The organism is Pseudomonas sp. C8002 (assembly GCF_013385765.1).
Classification (GTDB): Bacteria; Pseudomonadota; Gammaproteobacteria; order Pseudomonadales; family Pseudomonadaceae; genus Aquipseudomonas.
Window position 1 is genome coordinate 257618 of record NZ_JACAPJ010000002.1, and the last position, 23732, is coordinate 281349.

The following is a 23732-nucleotide window of genomic DNA, read 5'->3' on the forward strand; positions in this document are numbered from 1 at the left end:
GAGTGCTCGACAGGGCCACCGCCATGCGGCAATCTGCTCGCCAGGCACCGCCCGCCGGGCGCCTGGCCTGTCCGCAAAATGCAGGAGAGAGCGTCATGATGCAGAGCGCGTTCGCGACCCTATGCCAAGGGAGCGGGTCGAATCGTCCACAGACCATCGAAGAATTACTGGCCGGCGTGGGGTTGCTGTTGCCGATGCTGGACGTGATTCCCAATGCCGCGATCTTTATCAAGGACGTGCAGGCGCGCTACGTATTGGCCAACCGCACCCTGGTGCAGCGGTGCGGCTTGAAGGACTTGCAACCGCTGTTGGGAAAAACCAGCGCCGAGGTATTTCCCGCGCAGTTGGGGCCCGGCTATACCGAGCAGGATCGGCGGGTGCTGGAGCAGGGATTTGTCCTCGAAGACCAGTTGGAATTGCATTTGTACGGTACCCGCGAGCCGGGTTGGTGCCTGACCCACAAATGGCCGCTGTACAGCCGCGACGCTGCAATCATCGGCCTGGCGGGCATCTCGGTCGACCTGCAAACCGCCAGCGAAACCCACCCGGCCTATCAACGGCTGGCGGCGGTGGACGAGCACATCCGGGCGCATTTCAATCGGCGGGTCACGTTGGGTGAACTGACGCGGATCGCCGGGATTTCCGTGGCGCAGCTGGAGCGCTACTGCAAGCGCGTGTTCCACCTGACACCGCGCCAGATGATCCAGAAGGTACGCCTGGAACATGCGCACCGGCTGCTGCATACCGAGCTGCCGATCACTGAGGTGGCGTTGCAGTGCGGGTATACCGACCACAGTGCGTTTACCCGGCAGTTCAAGGCGTTGACCGGGTTTACGCCGCGCCAGTATCGGCAGGCGACCAGTGTGCGGTGATGTCTAATTGGATCTACGTGAATGTCATGAGCAGCGGTGGCGCCAACAAGGAGGGCGCCAACGCTCTTCGCAGTTGCGCAAACCTGGTCAGTTTTATCCCTGCCGTTGGTGCGACTTATCAAGTCGTCCAGTCCGTGCCGGTGAGTGGCTGCGTGGTGGATGTCACCGACAAAAGCACCGGGGGCTCTCCCGATTCGTTCAGAAGAGAAGCGGTTATCGGTGGTGTTCGCCTTGACTCAGTAGGACGGCGTCACCTGGGTAATCACTGGCCGGCCTTCAACGTTTCAAGCATCGCCTGTGCTGCCAGCGCATGCACCTTGCGCGTCGGATGCCATTCATCCCAGTAGTAATGCGCATCCGGGTTTTCACACACCGGCTTCACGTCCGGATAGGTGTGTTGGCAGGGCATATCCAGGTCTTTCAACCCCGCCACCTGGGGAGCTGCGCGCAGCTTGTCGCTGAACGCCACGTGGTCGAAGTAGCTGATGCTGACCTGATGCGCCTTAGCCAATGTGCTCAGCACAACCGGCAGTTTTTGTTCCAGTACCTGCTGGTAGTTTTTCGCGTTCTCGACTTGATTGCCCTGCACCACGGCTGGCACATGACTCAAATCCGTGGTGCCCACTACCATCACGTGTTTTGCGCCCGCTGTAATCAGTGTCTCGGTGGCTTTCTGAATATTTGCCACGCTGTTCTGGCTGAGTACGGCAACCGACTCGGGGTGCGAGAAGTCGGCCCATTCAAAAAAGTCGTTGGCCGAGATGAAAATGAAATACAGCGCCTTCGGGTCGGCTTTATGTGCGTTGGCGGACTTCAGGTAGTCAGCGATCTGGCCTGAAACGCCGGTGTCGCGGGCGGGCTCCATCCAGGCGTAGTAGTTGCCATTGCCACTCTTGGCGCCGCCCACTGCGTAGTCGGTCAAGGGTGTTTTCAAGGCGTGGGCCAGGTTCTCGACGGCAGTCGGGCCATTGCTCCAGCGGCCCTTCCAGTACAACGAGCCGGGCAGTTCCTGGGCATCCTTGACCTTCAGAGTGGCCAGGGTCTTGGTGAAGCGTTCACCCGCACCGTTATCGGAGTAGCTATCGCCGAACGCATAGAGGTGATCGTAGCGGGGAGCGCCAAAGGCGGTGGAGGCGGTCAGTACCAATAGAGCGGCCAAGCAAGCGCGTAGAGTCATTGGAAATCTCCCGGGTGGTGCTCCAATAGTACTGGCGGTGAAGTGCATGCCCGCGGGCGGTTGCGACCTGTGTGTAGCTGAGGGCGCAAAGACTGTCCTGTATGCGACAGGTGGCTATCGCTGGTAGTGTCCGCAGAATTGGGCATTCACATCAGGAAGATTGAGATGGCATCAGCGATAGAGTTGTCTTTTGAAGTTACGGCGCAAGAGCGCCAGGCCATCCTTCAGCCGCTGAGGGCATACAACATCAGCCAATGCGGCGAGAACCCGTTCGAAACGTTTGGGCTGTTACTGCGTGATCCCGCCAGCCAGGAAGTGGTGGGCGGCCTGTACGGGAAAATTTCCTATGGCTGGATGTTCATTGAGCTGTTGAGCGTGCCTGAGTCAATGCGCACTCAAGGCATGGGCTCGCGGCTGATGCTCGCGGCTGAGGAGCTGGCACGGGAGAAAGGGTGTGCGGGGATCTGGCTGGACACCTTCAGCTTCCAGGCGCCCGGGTTCTACCGGAAGCTGGGTTTCAGCGAGTTCGGGCATATTGCCGAGTACCCGCCAGGACACACGCGCCACTTTTTCCAGAAGCACCTGGGCTGAGGGCTGGCGGGTCACCGTTCACCACGTGACCAAGCCGTCGAGGCCCTGATCGGACTTCAAGTACCTGAGCACGTTCTGCGCCTGGGCCTTCTCTTCAAACGGGCCGACAAATGCCCTCTAACGCTTCAAACACCCACAAACTTTATTGGATTGCAGCAACAATTTTTCTTGTTGGACACCTCCCTCCCCAAGCAGCAAAGATGCGGCCACTGACGCTCGACCTTCCAGGTCAACAATAAAAAATCGAGCCGGGCTGCACGCCGTTTTCTTGCAGTGAACCCTTTGTTCACTACCTGCTTTACTGGCGCCGCAGCGCGCACTTAAGGACCTCACCACCATGCAAACTGTTGTGAACCTATGGCCGCTGATTGGCGTACTCGTCATCGTGGTCGGCTTTGTGTTGCGCTTCAATCCGCTGCTGGTCGTCACGGCGGCAGCGATTGCCACCGGGTTTGCCGCCCACTTTCCACTGGAAAAGATCCTCGCCACCATGGGCGACGGCTTTCTCCAGACTCGCGCCTTGCAATTGATCCTGTTGTTGCCCCTGGCTGTCATCGGCTTGCTGGAGCGCCATGGCTTGCGCCTGCATGCGCAAAACTGGATCGCGCGCTTTGAGCGGGCCACGGTTGGGCGCTTGCTGATCATCTATCTGTTTGTGCGTGAATCCACAGCGGCCATGGGCCTGACGAGCCTGGGCGGGCACCCGCAGATGGTGCGCCCGTTGCTGGCGCCGATGGCGGAAGGCGCGGCGGAAAAACGCTATGGCAAACTCCCCGACAAGCTTCGCCACAAGGTCCTGGCCATGTGTGCCGCGACCGACAACGTGGGGCTGTTTTTTGGCGAGGATATCTTCGTCGCCTTTGGTGCGATTGCGTTGATGCACACCTTCCTGCTGGGTTCGGGGATTGATGTCGAGCCTCTGCACATTGCGGTCTGGGGCATCCCGACGGCGATCTGCGCCTTCATCATTCACGCCATCCGCTTGCACCGCTTTGACCGAATGCTGACCCGAGAGCTGTTGCCGGCCAACACAGCGGAGGCGGCGCAATGATCATTTCCATTCAATACCTGTACTGGCTGGCCGGCGTTCTGCTGGTGATCACCGCCGGGATGATCCTGATGGATCGCACCCACCCCAAGCGCTGGTCGAGTTCGTTGTTCTGGCTGCTGTTTGCCATTCCGTTCCTGGTGGGGGAGCGCCTGCCCTCGGTGGTGGTCGGCGTGGGCGTGGTGGTGATGGCACTCATCGCGGGCCTGGGCGGCGTAGGCCGCGGCGCGCATGCCCAGTTGCATGACAAGGCCGCACGGGCCAGCGCAGGTCGCCTGGGGCATAAACTGTTTATCCCGGCATTGGCCATTCCGTTGACCACGGTGATCGGCTCGGTATTGCTCAAACACACCGAGATCGGCGGCGTGCCGCTGCTGGACCCGAAGAACACCACCTTTGTTTCCCTGGGTATCGGCTGCCTGATTGCACTGGCGCTGGCCTGCTGGCTGACGCGGGACACCCCGGTGCAAGCCCTTCGCGAATCCCGGCGCCTCACCGAAGCGCTGGGCTGGGCGATGGTGCTGCCGCAGATGCTGGCGATGCTCGGGCTGTTGTTCAACGAAGCGGGCGTGGGCACAGCGGTGGCGCACATCACCACCACCTATATCAACCTGGATTACAAGCTGGTAGCGGTGATGGTGTATGTGTTGGGCATGGCACTGTTTACCGTGATCATGGGCAATGGCTTTGCCGCCTTCCCGGTGATGACCGGCGGCGTTGGCGTACCGGTGCTGGTGGGCATCTACGGCGGCAACCCGGCGGTGATGGCTGCCATCGGCATGTTCTCCGGTTACTGCGGTACGCTGATGACACCCATGGCGGCCAACTTCAATATTGTCCCGGCGGCGTTGCTGGAGCTGCCGGATAAAAACGCGGTCATCAAGGCACAGATGCCGACCGCGTTGATGATGCTGGTGGTCAATATTGTCCTGCTCTACCTGCTGATGTGAGGCTGTAATGCGCACTGTATTGCTGACGGGTTTCGAACCGTTTGACCAAGACCTTGTCAACCCGTCCTGGGAGGCGGTACGCCTGTTGGAGGGTGTGCAGCTGGGCGCTGATGTGCGGATTGTCGCGCGGCAGTTACCCTGTGCCTTTGCCACGGCGGGCGAGCGCCTGGCTCAGCTGTTGGCCGAACACCGCCCGCAGATGGTCATTGCTGTCGGGCTGGGCCCCGGGCGCAGTGATATTTCCATCGAGCGGGTCGCGATCAACCTCAATGACGCGCGGATTCCGGACAACCTGGGTGAGCAACCTGTCGACACGGAAGTGCTGCCCGGCGGCCCTGCGGCCTACTTCGGCACCTTGCCGAGCAAGGCCATGGTAAGGGCCGTGCGCGAGGCCGGCATTGGGGCCAGCGTGTCGCAAACCGCCGGCACTTTCGTGTGCAACCAGGTGTTCTATCTGTTGCAGCACGCGCTCGCCGGGTCAGGGGTACGCAGCGGTTTCATCCATGTGCCGTGGCTGCCCGAGCAGGTGGTGGGCCGAATACCCGAGCCGGCCTCGATGGCGTTGCCGATGCAGGTCGAGGGCTTGCGGATTGCGCTGCTGACGGCCTGGAATACCCTGGTGGATATCACTGAAACGGGTGGGCAAGTCAGCTGAGGTTTTCGGCTTCGCGTCCCGGGAAAAACAACGCGAAGCAGGTCACACCGTTCTCGCTGCTCACGCTGTATCGGCCGTTATGCAACTGCATGATGGTCGCGACAATCGACAGCCCCAATCCATTGGAATGCGCCGAACGCTCCCGTGATTCATCCACGCGATAAAACCGCTCGAACAACCTGGGCAAGTGCTCCGCCGGGATGGTCGCGCCGTGGTTGGTCACTGTCAGGTTGATGCCTTCGGCGCAGGGTGTGGCCTGGATCAGCAGTTCAGAGGCGGGCGCACCATATTTGATGGCGTTGGCGCACAGGTTGGCCAGGGCACGGCGCAGCAGCATCGGCTCGGCCCAGATCACACCGGCGCCCTGGGCGAGGATGCTGATGTCGACATCGCCCGCCAGGCCTTCGAAGTAGTCGGCCATGCGTTCCACTTCATCGGCCGCGTCCAGTTCCTGGCGCTGGCGCAGTGCACTGGCCGGGTCGGTGCGGGCCAGGAACAGCATGTTGTCGAGCATGCGCGCTAGGCGTTCGAGTTCTTCGACGTTGGAGGCCAGCAGTTGCTGGTAGGCTTCGATGCTACGGTGTTGCTGCAGCGCCACCTGGGTTTCCCCGAGCAAGTTATTGATCGGCGTGCGCAGTTCGTGGGCCATGTCGGTGGAGACCTGGCCCAGTTGCACAAAACCCTTGGCCAGGCGTTCGAGCATGGTGTTGAACGAATCAATCATCGGCAGCAGTTCTTTGGGGGCGCCGTGGCTGTCGAGGCGCGCGGCGAGGTTGCCGACGCCGATGCCCTGGGCATGCACGGCCAGGCGCCGCAATGGCAGCAGGCCGCGATGCACCATCAGGTAACCGACCACCGCCAGCACCAATGCCGCGATGCTGGCGAGGATATAGACACTCAGCCGGTAGCTGGCGAGCACTGCGGTGCGCTCGGTCATCAACCGCCCGGTAGTGACTTGCAGGCTGCCCAGGTCGCCTGAATCGATGGTGGCGGCGAGGGTGGAGAAGGGGACGCCATTGACGCCGGGTAAATGCTGCACGTCGGCGAATTCCAGGGGGTGGTCCCGGGGCACCGGTGCAACGTCGGGCATGTCGATGTTGCCGGGGTTCACTTCCAGCAGCGGTTTCTGCCCGGGTGCGGCGATGCTCAGCACCGATTCGCGGTTGCCCAGCATGTTCTGGAACAGTTCGGGCTTGGTCTTGATCAGGTCCAGGGTGTTGCTGTCGTTCAGCAGGTTGCGCAGTTGGTCGACGCGGTAGATCAGCGCAGCGTCGTCACGGTGGATCAGTTCGCGCTCAAGGTCGCGGTACAGCGCCACGCCGAGGGTTGCCAGCAGGGCGAACGCCAGCAGGGCGAAGATCAGCGCCAGGCGCAGCGTCAGGGAGTAATGCCGGGGCTTGCTCATGGTTGCGTATCGAAGCGATAGCCGATGCCGCGCACGCTATGGATCAGCTTGAGCTGGAACGGGTCGTCGATTTTCAGGCGCAGGCGGCGCACGGCCACGTCGACCACATTGGTGTCGCTGTCGAAATTCATGTCCCACACCCTTGAGGCGATCAGCGAGCGCGAGAGTACCTGGTCCTGATGGGTGGCGAACAAGTGCAACAAGGCGAACTCCTTGTTGGTCAGGGTGATGCGCACGCCGCCACGGCTGACGCGGCGCTTGAGCACGTCGATCTGCAGGTCGGCGATCTGCAAGTGTTCTTCTTCACGGCTTGGCCCGCGCCGGGTCAGGGTGCGCAGGCGCGCCACCAGTTCGGCGAAGGAAAACGGTTTGATCAGGTAATCGTCGGCGCCCAGTTCCAGGCCCTTGATGCGGTCGGCAATATCGTCCCGGGCGGTCAGGAACAGCACCGGCGTGTCGGCTTCCTTGCGCAGGCGACGCAGCACTTCCCAGCCGTCCATCTTCGGCATCATCACGTCCAGCACGATCACGTCGAACGGGGTTTCCAGGGCCTGGTGCAACCCGTCCACGCCATCGCGGGCAAGGCTCACGGAGTAACCCAGTTCCTGCAGGCCGTTAAGCAGGTAGTTGCCCGCCTTGGGCTCGTCTTCGACTACGAGGATATTCATGGGATTCGCCCTGGTGATGTGCAGTTCTTGCGTGGCGCAAGTGTAGCCCGATCAATTGTCATTGGGGCAGCCGATGCCCTGTACTTGATAGTCCAGCACGTGTTCGCGGCCCTGGCTGTCGAGGTAGTCGAGGCGCGCAGGGACAATGCCGCACTGGCCGTAGGTATCGGTGCTCGACAGTACTTTGGCCACGTCCATGTGCATGAAGAGGCCGGGGGTGTCATGGATCACCGAGGTGGTGGCGGTGGTATCGGCAAAGGCCGAGCCGGTGGCGAGGAGGGCAGCAAAGCCGAGGATAAACAGTTTCATGGCGGTATCTCTCTTTAAGGGTTGGCTGCCGGTATCCGGCAGTGAGTTCACAGTAACCAGGCGACACAAACAGCCAGCCAACAGGATGATGACAAGATCGTAATGAAGGGCTTAAGGCTGGCGGCCGGACGCTTCGAGGATCAGGTCGGTGATTTCCTTGGCGTGGGAAACCAGGGACAAGTGGCTCGATGGCAGCTCGATGGTGGTGGCGTTCATGCGCTTGGCGAGAAAGCGTTCCAGGTCGGGGTTGATGGTCTGGTCATTGCTGGACACCGCATACCAGGACGGCTTGGTGTGCCACGCGGCGTTGACGGTGCGACCGCTGAACAGGGTCTTGGCGATCGGTTGTTGCACGGCGTACAGCTCCATGGCCTTGGCGTGGGGTACATCGGCGGCAAAGTACTTGAGGAAGGCGTCCTGGTTCAGGGTCAGGTAACCGTCGTGCTCCACCACACCGGCCCGCACGGGTGTGCTTGGGTACTTGGCGGACAGGGCGACGAAGTCTTCGTTGGCGTCCGGAGCGCGGGCGGCGACGTATACCAGGGAGCTGACCTTGGGGTTGGCCCCGGCGTCGCTGACCACGGTGCCGGCGTAGGAATGGCCGACCAGCACGGTAGGGCCGTCCTGTTGATCGAGTACGCGATTGGTGGCAGCGACGTCATCCGCCACCGAGGTCAGCGGGTTTTGCACGGCGGTTACATGCAAGCCGGCGGCCTGCAGGCGGGTAATCACTTCGGACCAACTGGAACCGTCGGCCCAGGAGCCGTGTACCAGCACTACGTTATTGGCTTTCACCGGTGCAATCGGGCCGGCCACGGCGGCGCCGGTCCCCAGCATCAACAGGCTGGCGGCGATCAGGCAGAGTTTGCTTGCAGGTTTCATGAGCGGGCTCGCTTCATTTTCAGTGGGAAGTTGGGTCACCCGCTGTGGGTGACTGACGACTTCACTGTATGAAGTGAGGGTGCGGGCAACACTGACAGCTTGATGACAAGTTTGTAATGCAATGGGCAGCCGGAAGGCTGCCCTGGTTGGACGGTGACCCATCAGACAGTACGGGTTGCTTGCAGGCGTTCAGCGCCGCCTTCCGCCAGGCCGCGTTCGTGCAGGCGATCTGCGCCGCCCTCGGCGAGCAGGTGGGATGACTGGTCTTTGACCGCGCCAGCGTCGGTGTCGGCCGACGCCATGGATGACAGCCCGAGGCCCGCGATGACAGTCAGGCCGAGTACCAGGGACGAAGCTTTCGAGAGATTGAACATGATGAGGCTCCTACGCGTGAGTCAGCCGGATTGGCTGGTGGTCGTAGTTAATCGCCGGGGTGTATCTGCCATGTGTGCCCAGGCATGGCGAAATGCGGGTTCACGTATCCAGGCGGGGTTCCCATACAGTCCGATACAAACCACGGGAAGGTTTACAGCGTTTGGGCCGATCCGTAGATTGCACCAGGCAAGTGGTTCGTCAGCGCCCAAGACCGGGTGACGAAAGCAAGAGGAAGCCGAGCAGTGTCCACCCGCGATTCAGCTGTATTCGCCCACCGTTACCGCGCCTTTCTGTTCGATATGGATGGCACACTCCTGAACTCCATTGCCGCCGCCGAGCGCGTATGGGCCACCTGGGCTGAACGCCATGGGCTGGATGTCGAGGCCTTTCTGAAGACCATCCATGGTGCCCGGGCCATCGATACCATCACCCGCCAGGCATTGCCCGGTGTGGACGCGCAGGCTGAGGCGCAGTGGATTACCGAGGCTGAACTTGAGGATGTGGAAGGGGTGGTGGCGATTGCGGGCGCGGTGGAATTCCTCAACGCATTGCCCGGCGATCAATGGGCGCTGGTTACGTCTGCCCCCAAGGCACTGGCTCTGCGCCGTATGCAGGCGGCCGGGATCAACCCGCCGGCGGTGCTGGTCACCGCGGAGGATGTCGCCAGCGGCAAGCCGGATCCGGCCTGTTATGTGCTCGGTGCGCAACGGCTGGGAGTACCGGTACAGGACTGCCTGGTGTTTGAGGATGCCAGCGTCGGGATTCGCGCCGGCGAGGCGGCGGGGGCCGATGTGATGGTGGTGACGTCGACCCACCTTGTGCCCATGGTCACCGCGCATCCGTCGATTGACGGGTATGAGCGTCTACAGGTTCAGCGGGACGAAGCCGGGCTGTTGCATCTACAGCGCCTGGCGTAAAAAAAGGCCGACCCGGTTACCCGGATCGGCCTTCTTCGTAAAGGGGCGGTTCAACGTTGGAGCTGTTTCCAGTCAGCGTCTGCAGGCGGTTGCCCTTGAGCCCCTGGCGGGACAAGACCATTTCCTTGAGGATTTCGCTGGCAAGCCTGGCAATCGCCTCCGGCCCTCGATGGTGTGCGCGGACGATGCCGGTCACCGCAAAGTGATCAGCTTCCGGGCCGCTGAGAATCGCGGAAAGCGTGCCATCGGCATGCAGGGTGCAGACGATTTTGTAGCTCGGCAGGCGCGCTGCCAGTGCTGATTCGATCTCGCTTTTACTCAGTGTGTCCATCAGCGCTACAACCTTTCACCGACCGTGCATGCCCAAGCATAGGTTGTGTCGCGCAGCTGTAAATACCGGCGATCTGATAGCAACTGCGGCGGCGGTTTCAACCCGCTTGCGGGATACACCGCGCTGGGGCAACGAACTTCAAGATGAAACCCAAAGCCGTCAGGATGAGGCTTTGCGGCGATCACTGTGAGGCGCGCGTCGGCACAGTCTGCGATGGACGGCGACCTGAATGGGCTTGAGGCAGAAGAAAAACAAGTACGCGCTCAGGAACAGCGTCAGGTCCAGCCATGAGTAGGCTTTGTCGGAGGAGCCTTCGATTTCGAACTTGAGGCCATACTCCAGCGCCACAAACGCCACGCTGATCAGCGTGACAATCAACCAAGACTTGGATAAGTAAGGCTGTTTAACGGTACGCCTCATCAACGTGCTCCTTGGCGCGCTGCAGACTGTAGGGGATTTGTCACGAGATTCGGCCCTGGAAAACTCCACAAGTTCCCTTTGTTTGCAGGCTGTTTCATGTGTTGAACGCAGCCAGCGACTATTACTGAGAAGTGTTCCTGCCATGTGTCATACAAAAGGGAGTACGCCTTATGTTGGTTCAGTGGTTTCTTGCAGCAGTCCATTTACTGGCATTCGCCATGGCTTTGTCGGCCGTGCTTGCGCGTGGCAAGGCATTGCGCGGTGTATCTGATAGTGACCCATCCACCCTGCGCCGCGTATTGATCGCGGACAACATCTGGGGAATCAGTGCCCTGGTGTTATTGGTAACCGGTGGCCTGCGGGCCTTCGGCGGCTACGAAAAGGGCAGTGATTATTACCTGCACCAGCCGTTGTTTCACGTGAAGATGACGCTGCTTGTATTAATTTTGTTACTGGAGCTCGCGCCGATGATTCGCTTTATCAAATGGCGCATCGCGTTGGCGCGTGGCACGCGCCTCGATTTGCACCAGGCAGGTCTTTTTGCGCGCATCAGCCATGTGCAGGCGTTACTGCTGGTGCTGATGATGATTGCAGCGAGTGGCATGGCACGCGGTGTCGGCCTGGGATGACGCTGGCCTGACGCTGGAACAAGGGAATAGGGCGCGCTGGCCGCGGGAAGCCGCGAGCAGGCTGAAAGAGGTTTTCGCCAGCCGTTACAGTGAACGAAAGGGCTGGCTACTGGAGGCGCTTCAAGGTGTCTGGTTTTTATCCGGAGCCGTCAGGCCCGCCTGGATACGTTGGTAGATCTCCTCGCGATGCACGGCAACGTCCTTTGGAGCATTGATGCCGATTCTTACTTGCTGGCCGCTAACGCCCAGGATGGTGATCGTGATGTCATCACCGATGTTTATGCTTTCACCGACTTTGCGGGTGAGTATCAGCATGGACTTCTCCTTGATTGCTTTGAAGGACACATGTTTCAGACAGGGCAGATGTCGGATGTGTGTAGCTTACTGCGAAGCGCTTCCCTGTGGCTGCCTCTTTTAGGACGCATAGAGGCGGCATTAATTCCCATGCCGCCATCATACAGGTCTGCGATACATCATTCGCATTGTTTAAGCCAACGTTTATGACGGCCAGAATAGACAGTGAATGATAAAGTCGCCTCTTTGATCCTCTAAGGAGCAGGGTAGTGCGTAAAGTAGCGATGGCAATTGCGGTGTTGGCATTGGCCGGTTGCGGTGAAGGTAAAAGTGTCGACGCCCCCAAGGCCAGGCCTGCCGTTGCCGAGGCGCCCGCCCAGGCGCAACCTGCGGTCGGCGCGATCGCCTCTCAAGAATGGGATGTATGGGTGGGGCCGCCGGATCACAAGCTGCAGGCGATGACTGACTTGACCGCGTGGTTGCTGGAACACGGTTTCAGTTTCTATCTGGCGAAGGAAGACGGTAAGGACCAGGTGCTGCTGGGCCCATTCAGCACCAAGGCCGAGGCCGAGGCGAAACAAGCGCAGTTGACCGAGAAACTGGCGACTGCGAAGAAGAATGACACGGTGTCCGAGGTCATCGAACACAAGGTTGCGCAGTAAAGAGTCGACAAGCGGGAGGCCATGGCGCTCCCGCTTTTTTCGTTCAGCCGCAGGCTTTCAAGTTCACCGGGCCGACAAATTCATTGCCGCGCCCCATCACGCACGCCACGGTTTGATTGCGCTGGCGTTCCCAGGGCTGTACCGGGTAGGTCTTGTTCCAGGCTTCATACAGCTGGCGATCCTGTTTCGACAGGCGCAGGCCATACTGCTTGCTCATATAGAAATACGTTCGGGCGATCATGCCGCGAATGGAAGGGCGGGGCATGACCTTCTTGGCCTTGAAGTCCACCTGGGTCAGGCATGATCCATATTGGCCGCTTTGTACCGGCAGCCAGCCAAAACTGAAATTGTTTCGGTCGCCATTCACCTCGCCGATGCTCGGCACCAGGTTGTGCAGGTCGGCTTCGGCCCGCTTGTAGACCGCGTCCTTGCGGGTGCAGTTCTTGCGCCCGCCATCCTGCCAGCACTGGCGCTGATGGCCGATCTGCCAGGCCGGAACAATGTGTTCCCATTCAATACGTGCCGCCCGGTTGGCGTTTTTGCGCGGGATATAGCCGCAGGCTTTCAGGTCTACCCGGTTGCCGTTGTATTTGCAGCCGCAATAGAACTCCGTGGATTGCGGTTCATACAGTTTCCAGGCGATTTTCTTGGCTTCGCTGAACGTCCTGGGGGCTTGGGCGTGAGCGGTGACAGCAAAAAACACGAACAACACACTGATAAAACGGACACTCATTGACTCAATCTTCCTTCGGCACAACCCAGAAAATCTGCACGCCGCCGTCATCGCGATAAGCGAGGGTGACGTTATCGTTTTCTGCTATCTCTTCCAGTAGTCGTGCCCACTCGTCTTCCGGTTCCTCCGGCAAACGAAAAATCAACGCCGCCTTGTTTTTTTGGGCATTGGTGGAGTTGATGATTTTCTGCACACGAACGGCCAGTCGTTGGTAGGCATCAGGAGGTGTTGGTGCTGCGGAAGAGGGCTTTGCCACGGAGTATTCCTTATTAGGCTGTACGTGCATACAGTATTTAACTGTGGGCAATTTCGCAACTGCTTAAAATTCAAGAAGTTCTTCTGACAGTGGTTTTGCCGATTTGGTGTAGGAACGCTTTGTTTTTCAAAGGTTTTTTTCGCGGGGGATAAAGCGGGGGAAATCAGACCCGCTCGCGGTACGCCACGAGCGGGATGGCCCAACCGTTGCCGGCCGGGCCCGGGAGCGATCAATATTCCCAGAACATCCGTTGCAGTTCCTTGCTGTCCTGGGTCTTGGTCAGGGCGACCATGGCCAGGATGCGGGCTTTCTGCGGGTTCAGGTCATGGGCAACTACCCAGTCGTATTTGTCGTCTGGTTGTTCGGCGTTACGCAGAACGAAACCACCGGCATTCACGTGGGAAGAGCGAATGATCTGTACGCCTTGCTTGCGCAGTTCCTGCAGGGCAGGCACCACCTTGGACGACACCGAACCATTGCCGGTACCGGCGTGGATGATGGCTTTCGCGCCGGCCTGGGCCAGGGCCTTGTAGGCGGTGTCGCTTACGTTGCCATAGGAATAGGCGATTTCGACGTCCGGCAGGCTTTTGATGGTCTTGATGTCGAATTCCGAGTTCATGGTGTGACGCTTGGCTGGCAGGCGGAACCAGTAGGATTTGCCTTCTACCACCATGCCCAGCGGGCCCCATGGGCTCTTGAACGCTTCAGTCTTGATGTTGATCATCTTGCTGACGTCGCGACCCGACTGGATCTCGTCGTTCATGGTCACCAGTACGCCTTTGCCGCGGGCGTCCTTGCTGCCGGCGACGGCAACGGCGTTGTACAGGTTGAGCATGCCATCAGCCGACATGGCGGTGCCTGGGCGCATCGAGCCGACCACGACGATTGGCTTGTCGGTCTTTTCCACCAGGTTGAGGAAGTAGGCAGTCTCTTCCAGGGTGTCGGTACCGTGGGTGATCACGATGCCGTCGACGTCCTTGCTGTCGGCCAGTTCGGCGACACGACGACCCAGTTGCAGGAGGTTTTCGTTGGTGATGCTTTCGGAGGCAATTTGCAATACTTGTTCGCCGCGGACATTGGCGATCTGGCTAAGCTCAGGAACACCGGCGATCAATTGTTCGATGCCGACCTTGGCGGCCTGGTAGGTCGCACTGTTGGCCGCGCTGGCGCCGGCGCCGGCGATGGTGCCGCCGGTGGCAAGGATCACCACGTTGGACAGTTTTTGCTGGGTTTCAGCTTCTTTTGCCTGAGCGGCAACGGGGAACAACAGCAGGAGGGCTAACGCGCCCGGTACGAAAGTTTTCAACGCAGATTTCATTATTCTTCTCTCTAGTTTTGATGAGTGCTGATGCAGGTTCATCTAGAAACACCCGGGCGGTTCTGAACGCCACGAGGTGCTGAGTAAGAGCAGGATTTGTACCAGCGGGATTTTGTTGGGCAATAGAATTTAACCTATTGATTTATATCTATATTTGTTTGATTTGTAAGTAAATGGCTTGGTCTTCTGTCCGGCTTTCCGAACAAAGCGGTGCGCAGGTGTTCGGTTGTCCGAAAAGGATGACGGAAAAGTTTGGGTTTAAACGCAGGAGGCACGCCGCGACCTGTCGTTTCAGAGAACGATCCAGCAACGCGGATGTTTAAAGGGGGTACCGGATGGCTTCGAGGGCAGGGCGTAAAGCGGATTCATCAAAAGGCTGTTTTCTCCCGTTGACAAATCTCGACAAGCTTCTCATAGTTTGACCTAACGCAAACGTTTGCGAGATGTTTCACGGGGTGCTCCTCGAGTGTCGTGAAAGCTCGTATCAGCCGCCCGGGTGGGTTGGCTGCCGAAGCGTTCTTCGGTGCAAGCGTTGCTCACAATAATCATAAGATCGGAGTGAACCCATGAAGCTGCCATTTGCTGGACGTCTTCTTGCTGTCGCTGTGCTTGCTGCCGCATCCGCTGCCCTGCCTCTTTCCTCTGCATTTGCTGCCGAGACCGCCGCCAAACCCAAGGTCGGCCTGGTCATGAAATCCCTCGCCAACGAATTCTTCGTCACCATGCAGGACGGTGCCAAGGAATACCAGAAAGCCCACGCCGCCGACTTCGACATGATCACCAACGGGATCAAGAACGAAACCGATACCAGTGCGCAGATCGATATCGTCAATCAGATGATCCTGTCCAAGGTTGACGCGATCGTCATTGCTCCCGCCGACTCGAAAGCCCTGGTCACCGTGCTGAAAAAGGCCTCCGACAAAGGCATCAAGGTCGTCAACATCGACAACCGTCTTGATGTGGATGTACTGAAAAGCAAAAACCTTGATATCCCGTTCGTAGGTCCAGACAACCGCAAGGGCGCGCGCCTGGTCGGTGAAGAACTGGCCAAGCACCTCACCAAGGGTGACCAGGTTGGCATCATCGAAGGTGTGTCCACCACCACCAACGCCCAGCAGCGTACCGCTGGCTTCAAGGACGCGATGGATGCCGCCGGCATGAAGATCGTCTCCACCCAATCCGGTGAGTGGGAAATCGACAAGGGCAACGCGATTGCCGCTGCCATGCTCCAGGCAAACCCGAACATCAAGGCGCTGCTGGCCGGTAACGACAACATGGCACTGGGCGCAGTATCCGCCGTACGTGGCGCCGGCAAGGCTGGCAAGGTGCTGGTCGTAGGCTACGACAACATCGAGGCCATCAAGCCGATGCTGCAGGACGGCCGTGTCCTGGCCACCGCCGACCAGGCTGCTGCCCAGCAAGCCGTTTTCGGTATCCAGAACGCTCTGAAGCTGGTCAAGGGTGAAAAAGTCGATGCCGTGGATGGCATGATCGAAACCCCGGTCGAACTCATCCTCAAGAAGTAATTCCCCGGCAGCACAAAACAGCGTCCGCTCACCCGAGCGGACGCCTGGAGACGTTCCTATGTCATCTTCCGCACCGAACGCTGTCCTCTCGGTCAGCGGTATCGGCAAGACCTATGCCCAACCGGTTCTGTCCGACATCACCCTGACGCTCAATCGTGGGGAAGTGTTGGCGCTTACCGGTGAGAATGGCGCGGGGAAAAGCACCCTGTCGAAAATCATCGGCGGGCTGGTCACCCCGACCGACGGCCAGATGCAGTTCAATGGCCAGGCCTACACGCCAGGTAGCCGGACCCAGGCTGAAGAGCAGGGCATCCGCATGGTCATGCAGGAGCTTAACCTGCTGCCAACCCTGACGGTCGCTGAAAACCTGTTCCTCGATAACCTGCCCAGCCACGGTGGCTGGATCAGCCGCAAGCAACTGCGCAAGGCCGCCATTGAAGCCATGGCCCAGGTCGGCCTGGACGCTATCGACCCGGACACCCTGGTCGGCAGCCTCGGCATCGGCCACCAACAGATGGTCGAGATCGCCCGCAACCTGATTGGCGACTGCCACGTACTGATCCTCGATGAACCCACGGCGATGCTGACCGCCCGTGAAGTCGAGATGCTGTTCGAACAAATCACCCGCCTGCAGGCCCGGGGCGTGGCGATTATCTATATTTCCCACCGGCTCGAAGAACTGGCCCGGGTTGCCCAGCGCATTGCGGTGCTGCGCGACGGCAAGCTGGTGTGTGTCGAGCCGATGGCCAACTACAACAGTGAGCAACTGGTCACGCTGATGGTGGGCCGCGAACTGGGCGAGAAAATCGACCTGGGCCCGCGCACCATCGGCGCGCCGCTGTTGACGGTAAAAGGCCTGACCCGCTCGGACAAGGTCCGCGACGTGTCGTTTGAAGTGCGTGCCGGCGAAATCTACGGCATCTCCGGCCTGATCGGTGCGGGCCGTACGGAGTTGCTGCGCCTGATCTTCGGCGCCGACCTGGCCGACAGCGGCACCGTGGCCCTGGGCACACCTGCGCAAGTCGTCAGCATTCGCTCGCCCGTCGACGCGGTTGGCCATGGCATCGCCCTGATCACCGAAGACCGCAAGGGCGAAGGCCTGCTGCTGACCCAATCCATCGGCGCCAACATTGCCTTGGGCAACATGCCGAAGGTGTCCAGCGGTGGCCTGGTGAACAGTCGTGACGAAACGGCCCTGGCCAAGCGCCAGGTCGACGCCATGCGTATCCGCAGTTCCAGTCCGGCGCAGCTGGTGTCCGAGCTGTCGGGTGGCAACCAGCAGAAGGTGGTGATTGGCCGCTGGCTGGAGCGCGATTGCGCGGTGATGCTGTTCGATGAACCGACCCGAGGCATCGACGTCGGCGCCAAATTCGATATCTATGCGTTGCTCGGCGACCTGACCCGCCAGGGCAAGGCGCTGGTGGTGGTGTCCAGCGACCTGCGTGAGTTGATGCTGATCTGCGACCGCATCGGGGTACTTTCCGCCGGGCGCCTGATCGAGACCTTCGAGCGCGACAGCTGGACCCAGGACGAATTGCTTGCCGCTGCTTTTGCCGGCTATCAGAAACGTGATGCGCTGCTCAACGACGCAGCGCCTAGGAATACCCCATGAAAACCACTTCCTCCCCCGCAAAACGTGGCGGCAACTTCTATGGCCTGGGCACCTACCTGGGCCTGGCCGGCGCCTTGCTGGCGATGATTGCGCTGTTCTCGTTCCTGAGCGACCACTTCCTCTCGTACGACACCTTCAGCACCCTGGCCAACCAGATTCCCGACCTGATGGTGTTGGCAGTCGGCATGACCTTCGTGCTGATCATCGGCGGCATCGACCTGTCGGTAGGCTCCGTGCTGGCCCTGGCCGCATCGGCCGTCAGTGTGGCGATTCTCGGCTGGGGCTGGAGTGTGTTGCCGGCAGCCGTGCTGGGCATGGGCTGCGCCGCGTTGGCCGGGACCATTACCGGTTCGATCACAGTGGCCTGGCGGATCCCGTCATTCATCGTGTCCCTCGGCGTGCTGGAAATGGCGCGCGGCGTGGCGTACCAGATGACCGGCTCGCGTACCGCATACATCGGTGATTCGTTTGCCTGGCTGTCCAACCCGGTGGCCTTCGGCATTTCACCTTCGTTCATCATCGCGTTGCTGGTGATCATCGCCGCGCAGCTGGTGCTGACCCGTACCGTGTTCGGTCGCTACCTGATCGGCATTGGCACCAACGAAGAGGCCGTGCGCCTGGCGGGTATCAATCCCAAGCCCTACAAGATCCTGGTGTTCAGCCTGATGGGCCTGCTGGCGGGTGTGGCGGCGCTGTTCCAGATTTCGCGCCTGGAAGCGGCCGATCCCAACGCCGGTTCCGGCCTGGAGCTGCAAGTGATCGCTGCGGTAGTGATCGGTGGCACCAGCCTGATGGGCGGGCGTGGCTCGGTCATCAGTACCTTCTTCGGCGTGCTGATCATCTCGGTACTGGCGGCAGGGCTGGCGCAGATTGGCGCCACCGAGCCTACCAAACGTATCATCACCGGTGCCGTGATCGTGATCGCGGTGGTGCTCGATACTTACCGCAGCCAGCGCGCCAGTCGGCGAGCCTGAGCCATGGCAACGATCAAGGATGTGGCCGCGCTGGCGGGGATTTCCTACACCACGGTGTCTCATGTGGTGAACAAGACGCGCCCGGTCAGCGAGCCGGTACGGATCAAGGTCGAGGCGGCCATCAAGCAGCTCGACTATGTGCCCAGTGCGGTCGCGCGCTCGCTGAAGGCCAAGACCACAGCCACCATCGGCCTGTTGGTGCCCAACAGCCTCAACCCGTATTTTGCGGAACTGGCCCGGGGCATCGAGGATTACTGCGAGCGTAACGGCTATTGCGTGATCCTCTGCAACTCCGACGATAATGCCGAAAAGCAGCGCAGCTACCTGAGGGTGCTGCTGGAAAAACGCATCGACGGCTTGATCGTGACCTCGGTGGGCGGCGACGACAGCGGCCTGGCGACAGGCCTCAAGGCGGTACGCACGCCGATGGTCATCGTCGACCGTGCATTGGACGGGATCGATGTCGACCTGGTGCGCATCGACCATGAACAGGGCGCTTACCTTGCGACCCGGCACTTGCTCGATCTGGGGCATCGCGACATTGCCTGCATTGGTGGCCCGAGTCATACCCGCGTGGCGCAAATGCGGATGGCGGGTTACTACCGTGCCCTGGCCGAGGCGGGGCTCGAAGTGCCGGCTGGTCGTGTGCTGGAAAGTGATTTCACCAGTACCGGTGGTTACGCGGCCGCGGCGCAATTGCTGGCGGATAATCCCCCCAGCGCGATTTTTGCCGGCAACGACATGATTGGCTTCGGCGTCTTGCGCGCCGCTGCGGAACGTAATATCCGGGTGCCCGGTGAGCTGTCGGTGATCGGGTTTGATGATATCCAGATGAGTCAGTACGTGTACCCGGCGCTGACCACCGTGGGCCAGTCGATCCTGCAGCTGGGAGAGATGGCGGCCGAGCTTTTACTGCGACGAATTGCGACACCCCAATTGCCGATCGATCAACGCATCGTGACGCCGAGTATTGTCCTGCGCGAGTCGACGGCGCCGTTGGCCGGTGTGTTTGCCCAATACCGCTGAACCGAATTGATGAGTACTGATGTATGCCAGCAAAAGTAGTGGTAATAGGCAGCCTGAACATGGACCTGGTCACCCGGGCCAGTCGGCTGCCCCGCGCCGGTGAAACCCTGATCGGCCAATCGTTTTCCACCGTTCCCGGCGGCAAGGGCGCGAACCAGGCGGTCGCTTCGGCGCGCCTCGGGGCTGAGGTCGCCATGGTCGGCTGCGTGGGCACCGATGCCTATGGCGCGCAATTGCGCGACGCGTTGCTGGTGGAGGGCATTGATTGCCAGGCCGTCAGCACCGTTGACGGTTCCAGCGGGGTGGCGCTGATCGTGGTGGATGACAGCAGCCAGAATGCGATCGTTATTGTCGCCGGTAGCAATGGCGAGCTGACCCCAGCCAAATTACAGGCATTTGACAGTGTGCTGCAGGCTGCCGACGTGATTGTCTGCCAGCTGGAAACGCCGATGGAGACTGTCGGCCATGCCCTCAAGCGCGGTCGCGAGCTGGGCAAGACGGTGATCCTGAACCCGGCGCCGGCCAGTGGTCCGCTGCCCGAGGATTGGTACGCCGCCATCGACTACCTGATTCCCAATGAAAGCGAAGCCTCGGCCTTGAGCGGCGTGGTGGTCGACTCGCTGGACAGCGCCAAGGCCGCCGCCACACGCCTGATCAAGGCCGGTGCTGGCAAAGTGATCATTACCCTCGGCTCCGAAGGCGCGTTGTTTGCCGATGGCCAAGGCTTCGAGCACCTGGTCGCGCCCAAGGTCAAGGCGGTCGATACCACGGCTGCCGGTGACACCTTCGTCGGCGGTTTCGCAGCCGCGCTGGCCAACGGCAGGAGCGAGGCTGAGGCCATTCGTTTCGGCCAGGTAGCCGCCGCGCTGTCCGTGACCCGCGCGGGTGCGCAACCCTCTATTCCCACATTGCATGACGTCCAAGGTTTTGTGCCCTCATGAAAAAGACTCCCTTGCTCAATATCGCGCTGTCGCGGGTGATCGCATCCCTTGGCCATGGCGACATTCTGGTGATCGGTGATGCCGGCTTGCCGGTGCCGCCGGGTGTCGAGCTGATCGACCTGGCGCTGACCAAAGGCATTCCGGATTTCGTCAGTACCTTGCGCATCGTCCTCAGCGAGATGCAGGTGGAAAGCCACGTGCTCGCGGAAGAAATCCTGCTCAAGCAACCGCCGGCCCTGGCGGATCTCAATACCCTGACCGAACAGGCCGCCCTCGGCGAGCGCCGCCTGGTCAGCCATGAAGAGTTCAAGCAGCTCAGCCGCAAGGCGAGGGCGGTGGTGCGCACCGGCGAGTGCCAGCCCTACTGCAATATCGCGCTGGTTTCCGGCGTAACGTTCTAGAATTCCCCAACGACAAGGAGTGCGTCATGCAACGTGGTACCCAAACCCTGCGACACCTGTTCCGGAGTGTGCTGCTTTTGTCCGTGCTAACTGCTGCAAGCGCCCACGCGGCGGAAAAAATCGACCTGATCATCGACACCGACCCCGGTGCCGACGACGTGGTTGCCTTGCTGTTCGCCATGGCTTCGCCCGATGAACTGCAGATCCGCGCGCTGACCACCGTTGCCGGTAACGTGCGCCTCGACAAGACCTCCCGCAACGCACGCCTGGCCCGCGAATGGGCAGGGCGCGAGGACATCCCGGTATATGCCGGTGCACCGAAACCGATGCTGCGCACGCCGATCTACGCTGAAAACATCCATGGCAAGGAAGGCATCTCCGGCGTCACCGTGCATGAGCCGAAAAAAGGCCTGGCCGAAGGCAATGCCGTTGATTACCTGATCAAGACCCTCAGCACCGCCAAGCCCCACAGCATCACCATCGCCATGCTCGGTCCGCAGACCAACCTGGCGCTGGCATTGACCCAGGCGCCGGAGATCACTCAAGGCATCAAGGAAGTGGTGGTGATGGGCGGCGCGCACTTCAACGGCGGCAATATCACGCCGGTGGCCGAGTTCAACCTGTTCGCCGACCCGATCGCGGCCGAGATCGTGCTCAAGAGCGGCGTCAAGCTGACCTACCTGCCGCTGGACGTGACCCACAAGGTCCTGACCAGCGACGCACGCCTGAAGCAAATCGCTGCGCTGAACAACAACGCGAGCAAGGTGGTGGGCGATATTCTCAATGAATACGTCAAGGGCGACATGGAGCACTACGGCATCCCGGGCGGCCCGGTGCATGACGCTACCGTCATTGCCTACCTGCTCAAGCCTGCGCTGTTCAGCGGCCGTGAGGTCAACGTGGTGGTGGACAGCCGTGAAGGCCCGACCTTCGGCCAGACCATCGTCGACTGGTACGATGGCCTGAAACAACCGAAGAACGCGTTCTGGGTTGAAAATGGCGATGCCCAGGGCTTCTTCGATCTGCTGACCGAACGCCTTGGTCGCCTGAAGTAAACAGCCTGCCGGTCGACGTTCGTCGGCCGGGTCTTATTCGCGCTCGGGGTCTGGCGCCCCCATGTGATCGGCCGGGTACTTCTCGAATACCTGGCCGATGAATGCCTGCGCGGCCTGTGTGCCCAGTTCCTTGACCAGCAGGTCAATACCGATGATTGCCAACTCCTCCGGGCTGCCCGGGCTGTAGGAGCTTTGCCCGTGGGGCCACTTGGCTTTGATGTCGGCGTGGATCGTGACGATGGTCATGGGTGTCTCGCGAGGCTGAAAGGCGGTTAGTGCGTTCTGCGTGTGGAGTTAACCATTTTGCGCCGTGTTTGGCACTGCTACTTAGGCATGAGGGGAGGGCTGTGCGACACTGTCCGCCTGTTTAATTGCCAGGGCAAACCGCGTGCAGATCGACTTGAACAACCCCGACAACCTGACGCTGGATGCTGTGCGGCAGCTGCTTGCGTCCGCCAGTGACAACGTTCACACCCAATTGCGCGTTACGAAGGCCGGCATTGCCTACATTTCTTCGGGCGTGGTGGGTGGCGTCGATATCGACGGCCTTCTGTTCCGCCTGGAGACCTGGGCGGCGGGTTCGGGTTATGTCGGCAACGTCGCAGCCAGCGACGAGGTGTGGGTGATGCAGATTTTCAACGCGCTCAAGCAGAACTGGCCAACCCCGCCGTTTGATTACATCGACATCTACTGAGTGCGTTCATATCTGGTGACGATTGATTCGCCAGCGCCCGGTGTCGACTCAGGCAGACTGGCCCACAGCCAATTGTGACAATTCTGAAACCAATCGGCCAAACCACGGTCGCACGATCTCTGTCCATTTTTTCTCAAAGGAGGCTTCATGCCTTGGAAGCTCGCATCATTCGGTACTTTGTTGGCTGCGCTCGCCTTGTCGGGTTGCAGCACCCCGGGTACCTCTGAGCCAGCCAAAGACACTGCCGTGACCGATGCTGGTCATAGCCGCTGTGAGGCGAAGGCTGCCGAGTTCGCAATCGGCCAGAAAGCTTCGCCACAATTGCTGGAACAGGCCCGTAGCCGCGCCGGAGCGCAGAACGCACGCATTCTCAAGCCAGATGACATGGTCACGCTGGAATACCGCTCCGATCGCCTGAACCTCAATACCGATGACAACCTTGTGATCAATCGGGTCAATTGCGGCTGATTGCTCCAGCGCTTTTCTCCAGGCCATAAAAAACCCCGTCACATGGACGGGGTTTTTTTAGTTCGGCGCAGAATTACTCTGGGCGAACCTGTGCAGCTTGCATACCCTTTTGGCCTTTCTCAGCCACGAAGGAAACGGTTTGGCCTTCTTTCAGGCTTTTGAAACCGTCGCTTTCGATAGCTTTGAAGTGTACGAACAGGTCGTCACCGCCACCTTGAGGAGTGATGAAGCCGAAGCCTTTTTCATCGTTGAACCATTTAACGGTGCCGGTTTGGCGATTAGACATGGTGTATCTCCAAGAAACATATATTTTCAGTAGTGCTGTGCTGCTCAGGCCAACTGGGCACACCGAGCTATCATAGTCGAAATGTTCGGCTTGGGAGCCCCCCCAAGGCATTGTTTGCTAATCAATCGCGTTGTGTTTCATGCCTTGGTTGGCTGAAAGCCCCGATCTACGGGGCTTTCAGGCGAAATATCAGCTGTTAAAAAAAGCCGTAAAAGCTGCGTAATTTGTGAGAAATGGCAGTTTTCATGGCGATTTCT

Annotated in this window: 31 protein-coding genes and 1 pseudogene; 17 read left to right on the forward strand and 15 right to left on the reverse strand. The window is 60.1% G+C overall.

Going from position 1 to position 23732, the window contains the following annotated elements; translation table 11 throughout:
- Positions 1–95 precede the first annotated feature (95 nt).
- Complete coding sequence (locus tag HX814_RS03025) at positions 96–872, forward strand: AraC family transcriptional regulator (RefSeq protein WP_177009388.1); 777 nt, start codon at positions 96–98, stop codon at positions 870–872.
- Positions 873–1134: 262 nt separating this feature from the next.
- On the opposite strand, the gene HX814_RS03030 is transcribed toward HX814_RS03025, so the two are convergent.
- Entirely contained in the window at positions 1135–2049 is a 915-nt protein-coding gene (locus HX814_RS03030) for an SGNH/GDSL hydrolase family protein (RefSeq protein ID WP_177015380.1), read from the reverse strand.
- A gap of 165 nt (positions 2050–2214) precedes the next feature.
- On the opposite strand from HX814_RS03030, the gene HX814_RS03035 reads away from it, so the two are divergent.
- A complete protein-coding gene (locus tag HX814_RS03035; protein ID WP_177009389.1) occupies positions 2215–2640 on the forward strand; it encodes a GNAT family N-acetyltransferase in 426 nt (141 codons plus the stop codon).
- An 18-nt stretch (positions 2641–2658) separates the two neighbouring features.
- Here HX814_RS03035 and HX814_RS31650 read toward each other — a convergent pair.
- Positions 2659–2745: pseudogene (locus HX814_RS31650) on the reverse strand (SPOR domain-containing protein); the annotation flags it as partial.
- A 232-nt stretch (positions 2746–2977) separates the two neighbouring features.
- On the opposite strand from HX814_RS31650, the gene HX814_RS03040 reads away from it, so the two are divergent.
- From HX814_RS03040 to pcp, 3 genes are read left to right on the forward strand one after another with little or no spacing between them, the layout of a single operon-like run.
- Positions 2978–3691, forward strand: coding sequence for a DUF969 domain-containing protein (locus HX814_RS03040; protein ID WP_003219990.1), 714 nt, complete (start codon positions 2978–2980; stop codon positions 3689–3691).
- The gene (locus HX814_RS03045) at positions 3688–4638 is read left to right on the forward strand and encodes a DUF979 domain-containing protein (RefSeq protein WP_003219989.1); all 951 of its coding nucleotides are present in this window, start codon (positions 3688–3690) and stop codon (positions 4636–4638) included. The genes HX814_RS03040 and HX814_RS03045 overlap by 4 nt, the downstream gene beginning before the upstream one ends.
- Before the next feature lie 7 nt (positions 4639–4645).
- Entirely contained in the window at positions 4646–5293 is a 648-nt protein-coding gene (gene pcp, locus HX814_RS03050) for a pyroglutamyl-peptidase I (protein WP_008438704.1), read from the forward strand.
- Here the strand turns inward: pcp and HX814_RS03055 are convergent.
- The 5 genes from HX814_RS03055 to HX814_RS03075 form a co-directional block, all read right to left on the reverse strand.
- Positions 5286–6698 carry a heavy metal sensor histidine kinase gene (locus tag HX814_RS03055; RefSeq protein WP_177009390.1) on the reverse strand — a complete coding sequence of 471 codons (1413 nt, stop codon included), beginning with the start codon at positions 6696–6698 and terminating at the stop codon, positions 5286–5288. The genes pcp and HX814_RS03055 overlap by 8 nt on opposite strands.
- Positions 6695–7366: a heavy metal response regulator transcription factor gene (locus tag HX814_RS03060; RefSeq protein ID WP_003219986.1), complete on the reverse strand. Its 672-nt coding sequence runs from the start codon at positions 7364–7366 to the stop codon at positions 6695–6697. Before HX814_RS03060 ends, HX814_RS03055 begins: the two co-directional genes overlap by 4 nt.
- 51 nt (positions 7367–7417) lie before the next feature.
- Positions 7418–7675 (reverse strand): DUF2790 domain-containing protein, encoded by a 258-nt coding sequence (locus tag HX814_RS03065; RefSeq protein WP_177009391.1) that lies wholly within the window; start codon positions 7673–7675, stop codon positions 7418–7420.
- A 111-nt stretch (positions 7676–7786) separates the two neighbouring features.
- Positions 7787–8557 carry an alpha/beta fold hydrolase gene (locus HX814_RS03070; RefSeq protein ID WP_003219984.1) on the reverse strand — a complete coding sequence of 257 codons (771 nt, stop codon included), beginning with the start codon at positions 8555–8557 and terminating at the stop codon, positions 7787–7789.
- 161 nt (positions 8558–8718) lie between these two features.
- Positions 8719–8931 (reverse strand): phage infection protein, encoded by a 213-nt coding sequence (locus HX814_RS03075; RefSeq protein WP_177009392.1) that lies wholly within the window; start codon positions 8929–8931, stop codon positions 8719–8721.
- A gap of 243 nt (positions 8932–9174) precedes the next feature.
- Here HX814_RS03075 and HX814_RS03080 point away from each other — a divergent pair, with 243 nt between their 5' ends.
- A complete protein-coding gene (locus HX814_RS03080; RefSeq protein WP_003219982.1) occupies positions 9175–9849 on the forward strand; it encodes an HAD-IA family hydrolase in 675 nt (224 codons plus the stop codon).
- Positions 9850–9865: 16 nt separating this feature from the next.
- Here HX814_RS03080 and HX814_RS03085 read toward each other — a convergent pair whose 3' ends face one another.
- Entirely contained in the window at positions 9866–10180 is a 315-nt protein-coding gene (locus HX814_RS03085; RefSeq protein ID WP_003219980.1) for a hypothetical protein, read from the reverse strand.
- A 159-nt stretch (positions 10181–10339) separates the two neighbouring features.
- On the reverse strand, positions 10340–10600 hold the full coding sequence (locus tag HX814_RS03090; RefSeq protein ID WP_003219977.1) for a hypothetical protein: 261 nt from the start codon (positions 10598–10600) through the stop codon (positions 10340–10342).
- 170 nt (positions 10601–10770) lie between these two features.
- Here HX814_RS03090 and HX814_RS03095 point away from each other — a divergent pair, with 170 nt between their 5' ends.
- Positions 10771–11229, forward strand: coding sequence for a DUF2214 family protein (locus tag HX814_RS03095; protein WP_008438699.1), 459 nt, complete (start codon positions 10771–10773; stop codon positions 11227–11229).
- A gap of 120 nt (positions 11230–11349) precedes the next feature.
- On the opposite strand, the gene csrA is transcribed toward HX814_RS03095, so the two are convergent.
- Complete coding sequence (gene csrA, locus HX814_RS03100) at positions 11350–11544, reverse strand: carbon storage regulator CsrA (protein WP_003192511.1); 195 nt, start codon at positions 11542–11544, stop codon at positions 11350–11352.
- A gap of 263 nt (positions 11545–11807) precedes the next feature.
- Between csrA and HX814_RS03105 the strand changes: the two genes are divergently transcribed.
- The gene (locus HX814_RS03105; RefSeq protein ID WP_032899812.1) at positions 11808–12185 is read left to right on the forward strand and encodes a hypothetical protein; all 378 of its coding nucleotides are present in this window, start codon (positions 11808–11810) and stop codon (positions 12183–12185) included.
- Positions 12186–12228: 43 nt separating this feature from the next.
- On the opposite strand, the gene HX814_RS03110 is transcribed toward HX814_RS03105, so the two are convergent.
- The 3 genes from HX814_RS03110 to HX814_RS03120 all read right to left on the reverse strand — a co-directional run bounded on the left by HX814_RS03110 (position 12229) and on the right by HX814_RS03120 (position 14492).
- The gene (locus tag HX814_RS03110) at positions 12229–12918 is read right to left on the reverse strand and encodes an endonuclease (protein ID WP_003219970.1); all 690 of its coding nucleotides are present in this window, start codon (positions 12916–12918) and stop codon (positions 12229–12231) included.
- A gap of 4 nt (positions 12919–12922) precedes the next feature.
- The gene (locus HX814_RS03115; RefSeq protein WP_023659007.1) at positions 12923–13174 is read right to left on the reverse strand and encodes a DUF1654 domain-containing protein; all 252 of its coding nucleotides are present in this window, start codon (positions 13172–13174) and stop codon (positions 12923–12925) included.
- Between the two features lie 229 nt (positions 13175–13403).
- Positions 13404–14492 (reverse strand): asparaginase, encoded by a 1089-nt coding sequence (locus tag HX814_RS03120; RefSeq protein ID WP_003219965.1) that lies wholly within the window; start codon positions 14490–14492, stop codon positions 13404–13406.
- Positions 14493–15058: 566 nt separating this feature from the next.
- On the opposite strand from HX814_RS03120, the gene HX814_RS03125 reads away from it, so the two are divergent.
- The 7 genes from HX814_RS03125 to HX814_RS03155 are packed head-to-tail and all read left to right on the forward strand — an operon-like array spanning position 15059 to position 22027.
- The gene (locus tag HX814_RS03125; RefSeq protein ID WP_177009393.1) at positions 15059–16018 is read left to right on the forward strand and encodes a sugar ABC transporter substrate-binding protein; all 960 of its coding nucleotides are present in this window, start codon (positions 15059–15061) and stop codon (positions 16016–16018) included.
- A gap of 58 nt (positions 16019–16076) precedes the next feature.
- The gene (locus HX814_RS03130; protein WP_008438693.1) at positions 16077–17630 is read left to right on the forward strand and encodes a sugar ABC transporter ATP-binding protein; all 1554 of its coding nucleotides are present in this window, start codon (positions 16077–16079) and stop codon (positions 17628–17630) included.
- Positions 17627–18604, forward strand: a complete 978-nt coding sequence (locus HX814_RS03135; RefSeq protein ID WP_003219960.1) for an ABC transporter permease — start codon at positions 17627–17629, stop codon at positions 18602–18604. Before HX814_RS03130 ends, HX814_RS03135 begins: the two co-directional genes overlap by 4 nt.
- Positions 18605–18607: 3 nt before the next feature.
- Positions 18608–19630, forward strand: a complete 1023-nt coding sequence (locus HX814_RS03140) for a LacI family DNA-binding transcriptional regulator (RefSeq protein WP_003219958.1) — start codon at positions 18608–18610, stop codon at positions 19628–19630.
- A 23-nt stretch (positions 19631–19653) separates the two neighbouring features.
- Entirely contained in the window at positions 19654–20571 is a 918-nt protein-coding gene (gene rbsK, locus HX814_RS03145) for a ribokinase (RefSeq protein WP_008438691.1), read from the forward strand.
- Positions 20568–20972 carry a D-ribose pyranase gene (gene rbsD / locus HX814_RS03150; protein WP_008438690.1) on the forward strand — a complete coding sequence of 135 codons (405 nt, stop codon included), beginning with the start codon at positions 20568–20570 and terminating at the stop codon, positions 20970–20972. The genes rbsK and rbsD overlap by 4 nt, the downstream gene beginning before the upstream one ends.
- Positions 20973–20998: 26 nt before the next feature.
- On the forward strand, positions 20999–22027 hold the full coding sequence (locus HX814_RS03155) for a nucleoside hydrolase (protein WP_003219953.1): 1029 nt from the start codon (positions 20999–21001) through the stop codon (positions 22025–22027).
- Positions 22028–22060: 33 nt separating this feature from the next.
- Here the strand turns inward: HX814_RS03155 and HX814_RS03160 are convergent, their stop codons facing one another.
- Positions 22061–22273 (reverse strand): hypothetical protein, encoded by a 213-nt coding sequence (locus HX814_RS03160; RefSeq protein WP_003219951.1) that lies wholly within the window; start codon positions 22271–22273, stop codon positions 22061–22063.
- 142 nt (positions 22274–22415) lie between these two features.
- On the opposite strand from HX814_RS03160, the gene HX814_RS03165 reads away from it, so the two are divergent.
- Together HX814_RS03165 and HX814_RS03170 are read left to right on the forward strand one after the other, a co-directional pair.
- Entirely contained in the window at positions 22416–22721 is a 306-nt protein-coding gene (locus HX814_RS03165; RefSeq protein ID WP_008438689.1) for a hypothetical protein, read from the forward strand.
- 147 nt (positions 22722–22868) lie between these two features.
- Positions 22869–23189: an I78 family peptidase inhibitor gene (locus HX814_RS03170; RefSeq protein WP_008438688.1), complete on the forward strand. Its 321-nt coding sequence runs from the start codon at positions 22869–22871 to the stop codon at positions 23187–23189.
- 73 nt (positions 23190–23262) lie between these two features.
- On the opposite strand, the gene HX814_RS03175 is transcribed toward HX814_RS03170, so the two are convergent.
- A complete protein-coding gene (locus HX814_RS03175) occupies positions 23263–23475 on the reverse strand; it encodes a cold-shock protein (protein WP_003179963.1) in 213 nt (70 codons plus the stop codon).
- Positions 23476–23732 lie beyond the last annotated feature (257 nt).

Bases quoted from the DNA above. Each gene is read 5' to 3' on its own strand.
- HX814_RS03070 (WP_003219984.1), bottom strand. From the start codon at position 8,557: ATGAAACCTGCAAGCAAACTCTGCCTGATCGCCGCCAGCCTGTTGATG.
- HX814_RS03040 (WP_003219990.1), top strand. From the start codon at position 2,978: ATGCAAACTGTTGTGAACCTATGGCCGCTGATTGGCGTACTCGTCATC.
- HX814_RS03170 (WP_008438688.1), top strand. From the start codon at position 22,869: ATGCCTTGGAAGCTCGCATCATTCGGTACTTTGTTGGCTGCGCTCGCC.
- csrA (WP_003192511.1), bottom strand. From the start codon at position 11,544: ATGCTGATACTCACCCGCAAAGTCGGTGAAAGCATAAACATCGGTGAT.
- rbsD (WP_008438690.1), top strand. From the start codon at position 20,568: ATGAAAAAGACTCCCTTGCTCAATATCGCGCTGTCGCGGGTGATCGCA.
- HX814_RS03075 (WP_177009392.1), bottom strand. From the start codon at position 8,931: ATGTTCAATCTCTCGAAAGCTTCGTCCCTGGTACTCGGCCTGACTGTC.
- pcp (WP_008438704.1), top strand. From the start codon at position 4,646: ATGCGCACTGTATTGCTGACGGGTTTCGAACCGTTTGACCAAGACCTT.
- HX814_RS03030 (WP_177015380.1), bottom strand. From the start codon at position 2,049: ATGACTCTACGCGCTTGCTTGGCCGCTCTATTGGTACTGACCGCCTCC.
- rbsK (WP_008438691.1), top strand. From the start codon at position 19,654: ATGCCAGCAAAAGTAGTGGTAATAGGCAGCCTGAACATGGACCTGGTC.
- HX814_RS03090 (WP_003219977.1), bottom strand. From the start codon at position 10,600: ATGAGGCGTACCGTTAAACAGCCTTACTTATCCAAGTCTTGGTTGATT.
- HX814_RS03140 (WP_003219958.1), top strand. From the start codon at position 18,608: ATGGCAACGATCAAGGATGTGGCCGCGCTGGCGGGGATTTCCTACACC.
- HX814_RS03125 (WP_177009393.1), top strand. From the start codon at position 15,059: ATGAAGCTGCCATTTGCTGGACGTCTTCTTGCTGTCGCTGTGCTTGCT.
- HX814_RS03025 (WP_177009388.1), top strand. From the start codon at position 96: ATGATGCAGAGCGCGTTCGCGACCCTATGCCAAGGGAGCGGGTCGAAT.
- HX814_RS03105 (WP_032899812.1), top strand. From the start codon at position 11,808: ATGGCAATTGCGGTGTTGGCATTGGCCGGTTGCGGTGAAGGTAAAAGT.
- HX814_RS03045 (WP_003219989.1), top strand. From the start codon at position 3,688: ATGATCATTTCCATTCAATACCTGTACTGGCTGGCCGGCGTTCTGCTG.
- HX814_RS03085 (WP_003219980.1), bottom strand. From the start codon at position 10,180: ATGGACACACTGAGTAAAAGCGAGATCGAATCAGCACTGGCAGCGCGC.
- HX814_RS03035 (WP_177009389.1), top strand. From the start codon at position 2,215: ATGGCATCAGCGATAGAGTTGTCTTTTGAAGTTACGGCGCAAGAGCGC.
- HX814_RS03175 (WP_003179963.1), bottom strand. From the start codon at position 23,475: ATGTCTAATCGCCAAACCGGCACCGTTAAATGGTTCAACGATGAAAAA.
- HX814_RS03160 (WP_003219951.1), bottom strand. From the start codon at position 22,273: ATGACCATCGTCACGATCCACGCCGACATCAAAGCCAAGTGGCCCCAC.
- HX814_RS03095 (WP_008438699.1), top strand. From the start codon at position 10,771: ATGTTGGTTCAGTGGTTTCTTGCAGCAGTCCATTTACTGGCATTCGCC.
- HX814_RS03110 (WP_003219970.1), bottom strand. From the start codon at position 12,918: ATGAGTGTCCGTTTTATCAGTGTGTTGTTCGTGTTTTTTGCTGTCACC.
- HX814_RS03120 (WP_003219965.1), bottom strand. From the start codon at position 14,492: ATGAAATCTGCGTTGAAAACTTTCGTACCGGGCGCGTTAGCCCTCCTG.
- HX814_RS03130 (WP_008438693.1), top strand. From the start codon at position 16,077: ATGTCATCTTCCGCACCGAACGCTGTCCTCTCGGTCAGCGGTATCGGC.
- HX814_RS03060 (WP_003219986.1), bottom strand. From the start codon at position 7,366: ATGAATATCCTCGTAGTCGAAGACGAGCCCAAGGCGGGCAACTACCTG.
- HX814_RS03135 (WP_003219960.1), top strand. From the start codon at position 17,627: ATGAAAACCACTTCCTCCCCCGCAAAACGTGGCGGCAACTTCTATGGC.
- HX814_RS03155 (WP_003219953.1), top strand. From the start codon at position 20,999: ATGCAACGTGGTACCCAAACCCTGCGACACCTGTTCCGGAGTGTGCTG.
- HX814_RS03065 (WP_177009391.1), bottom strand. From the start codon at position 7,675: ATGAAACTGTTTATCCTCGGCTTTGCTGCCCTCCTCGCCACCGGCTCG.
- HX814_RS03055 (WP_177009390.1), bottom strand. From the start codon at position 6,698: ATGAGCAAGCCCCGGCATTACTCCCTGACGCTGCGCCTGGCGCTGATC.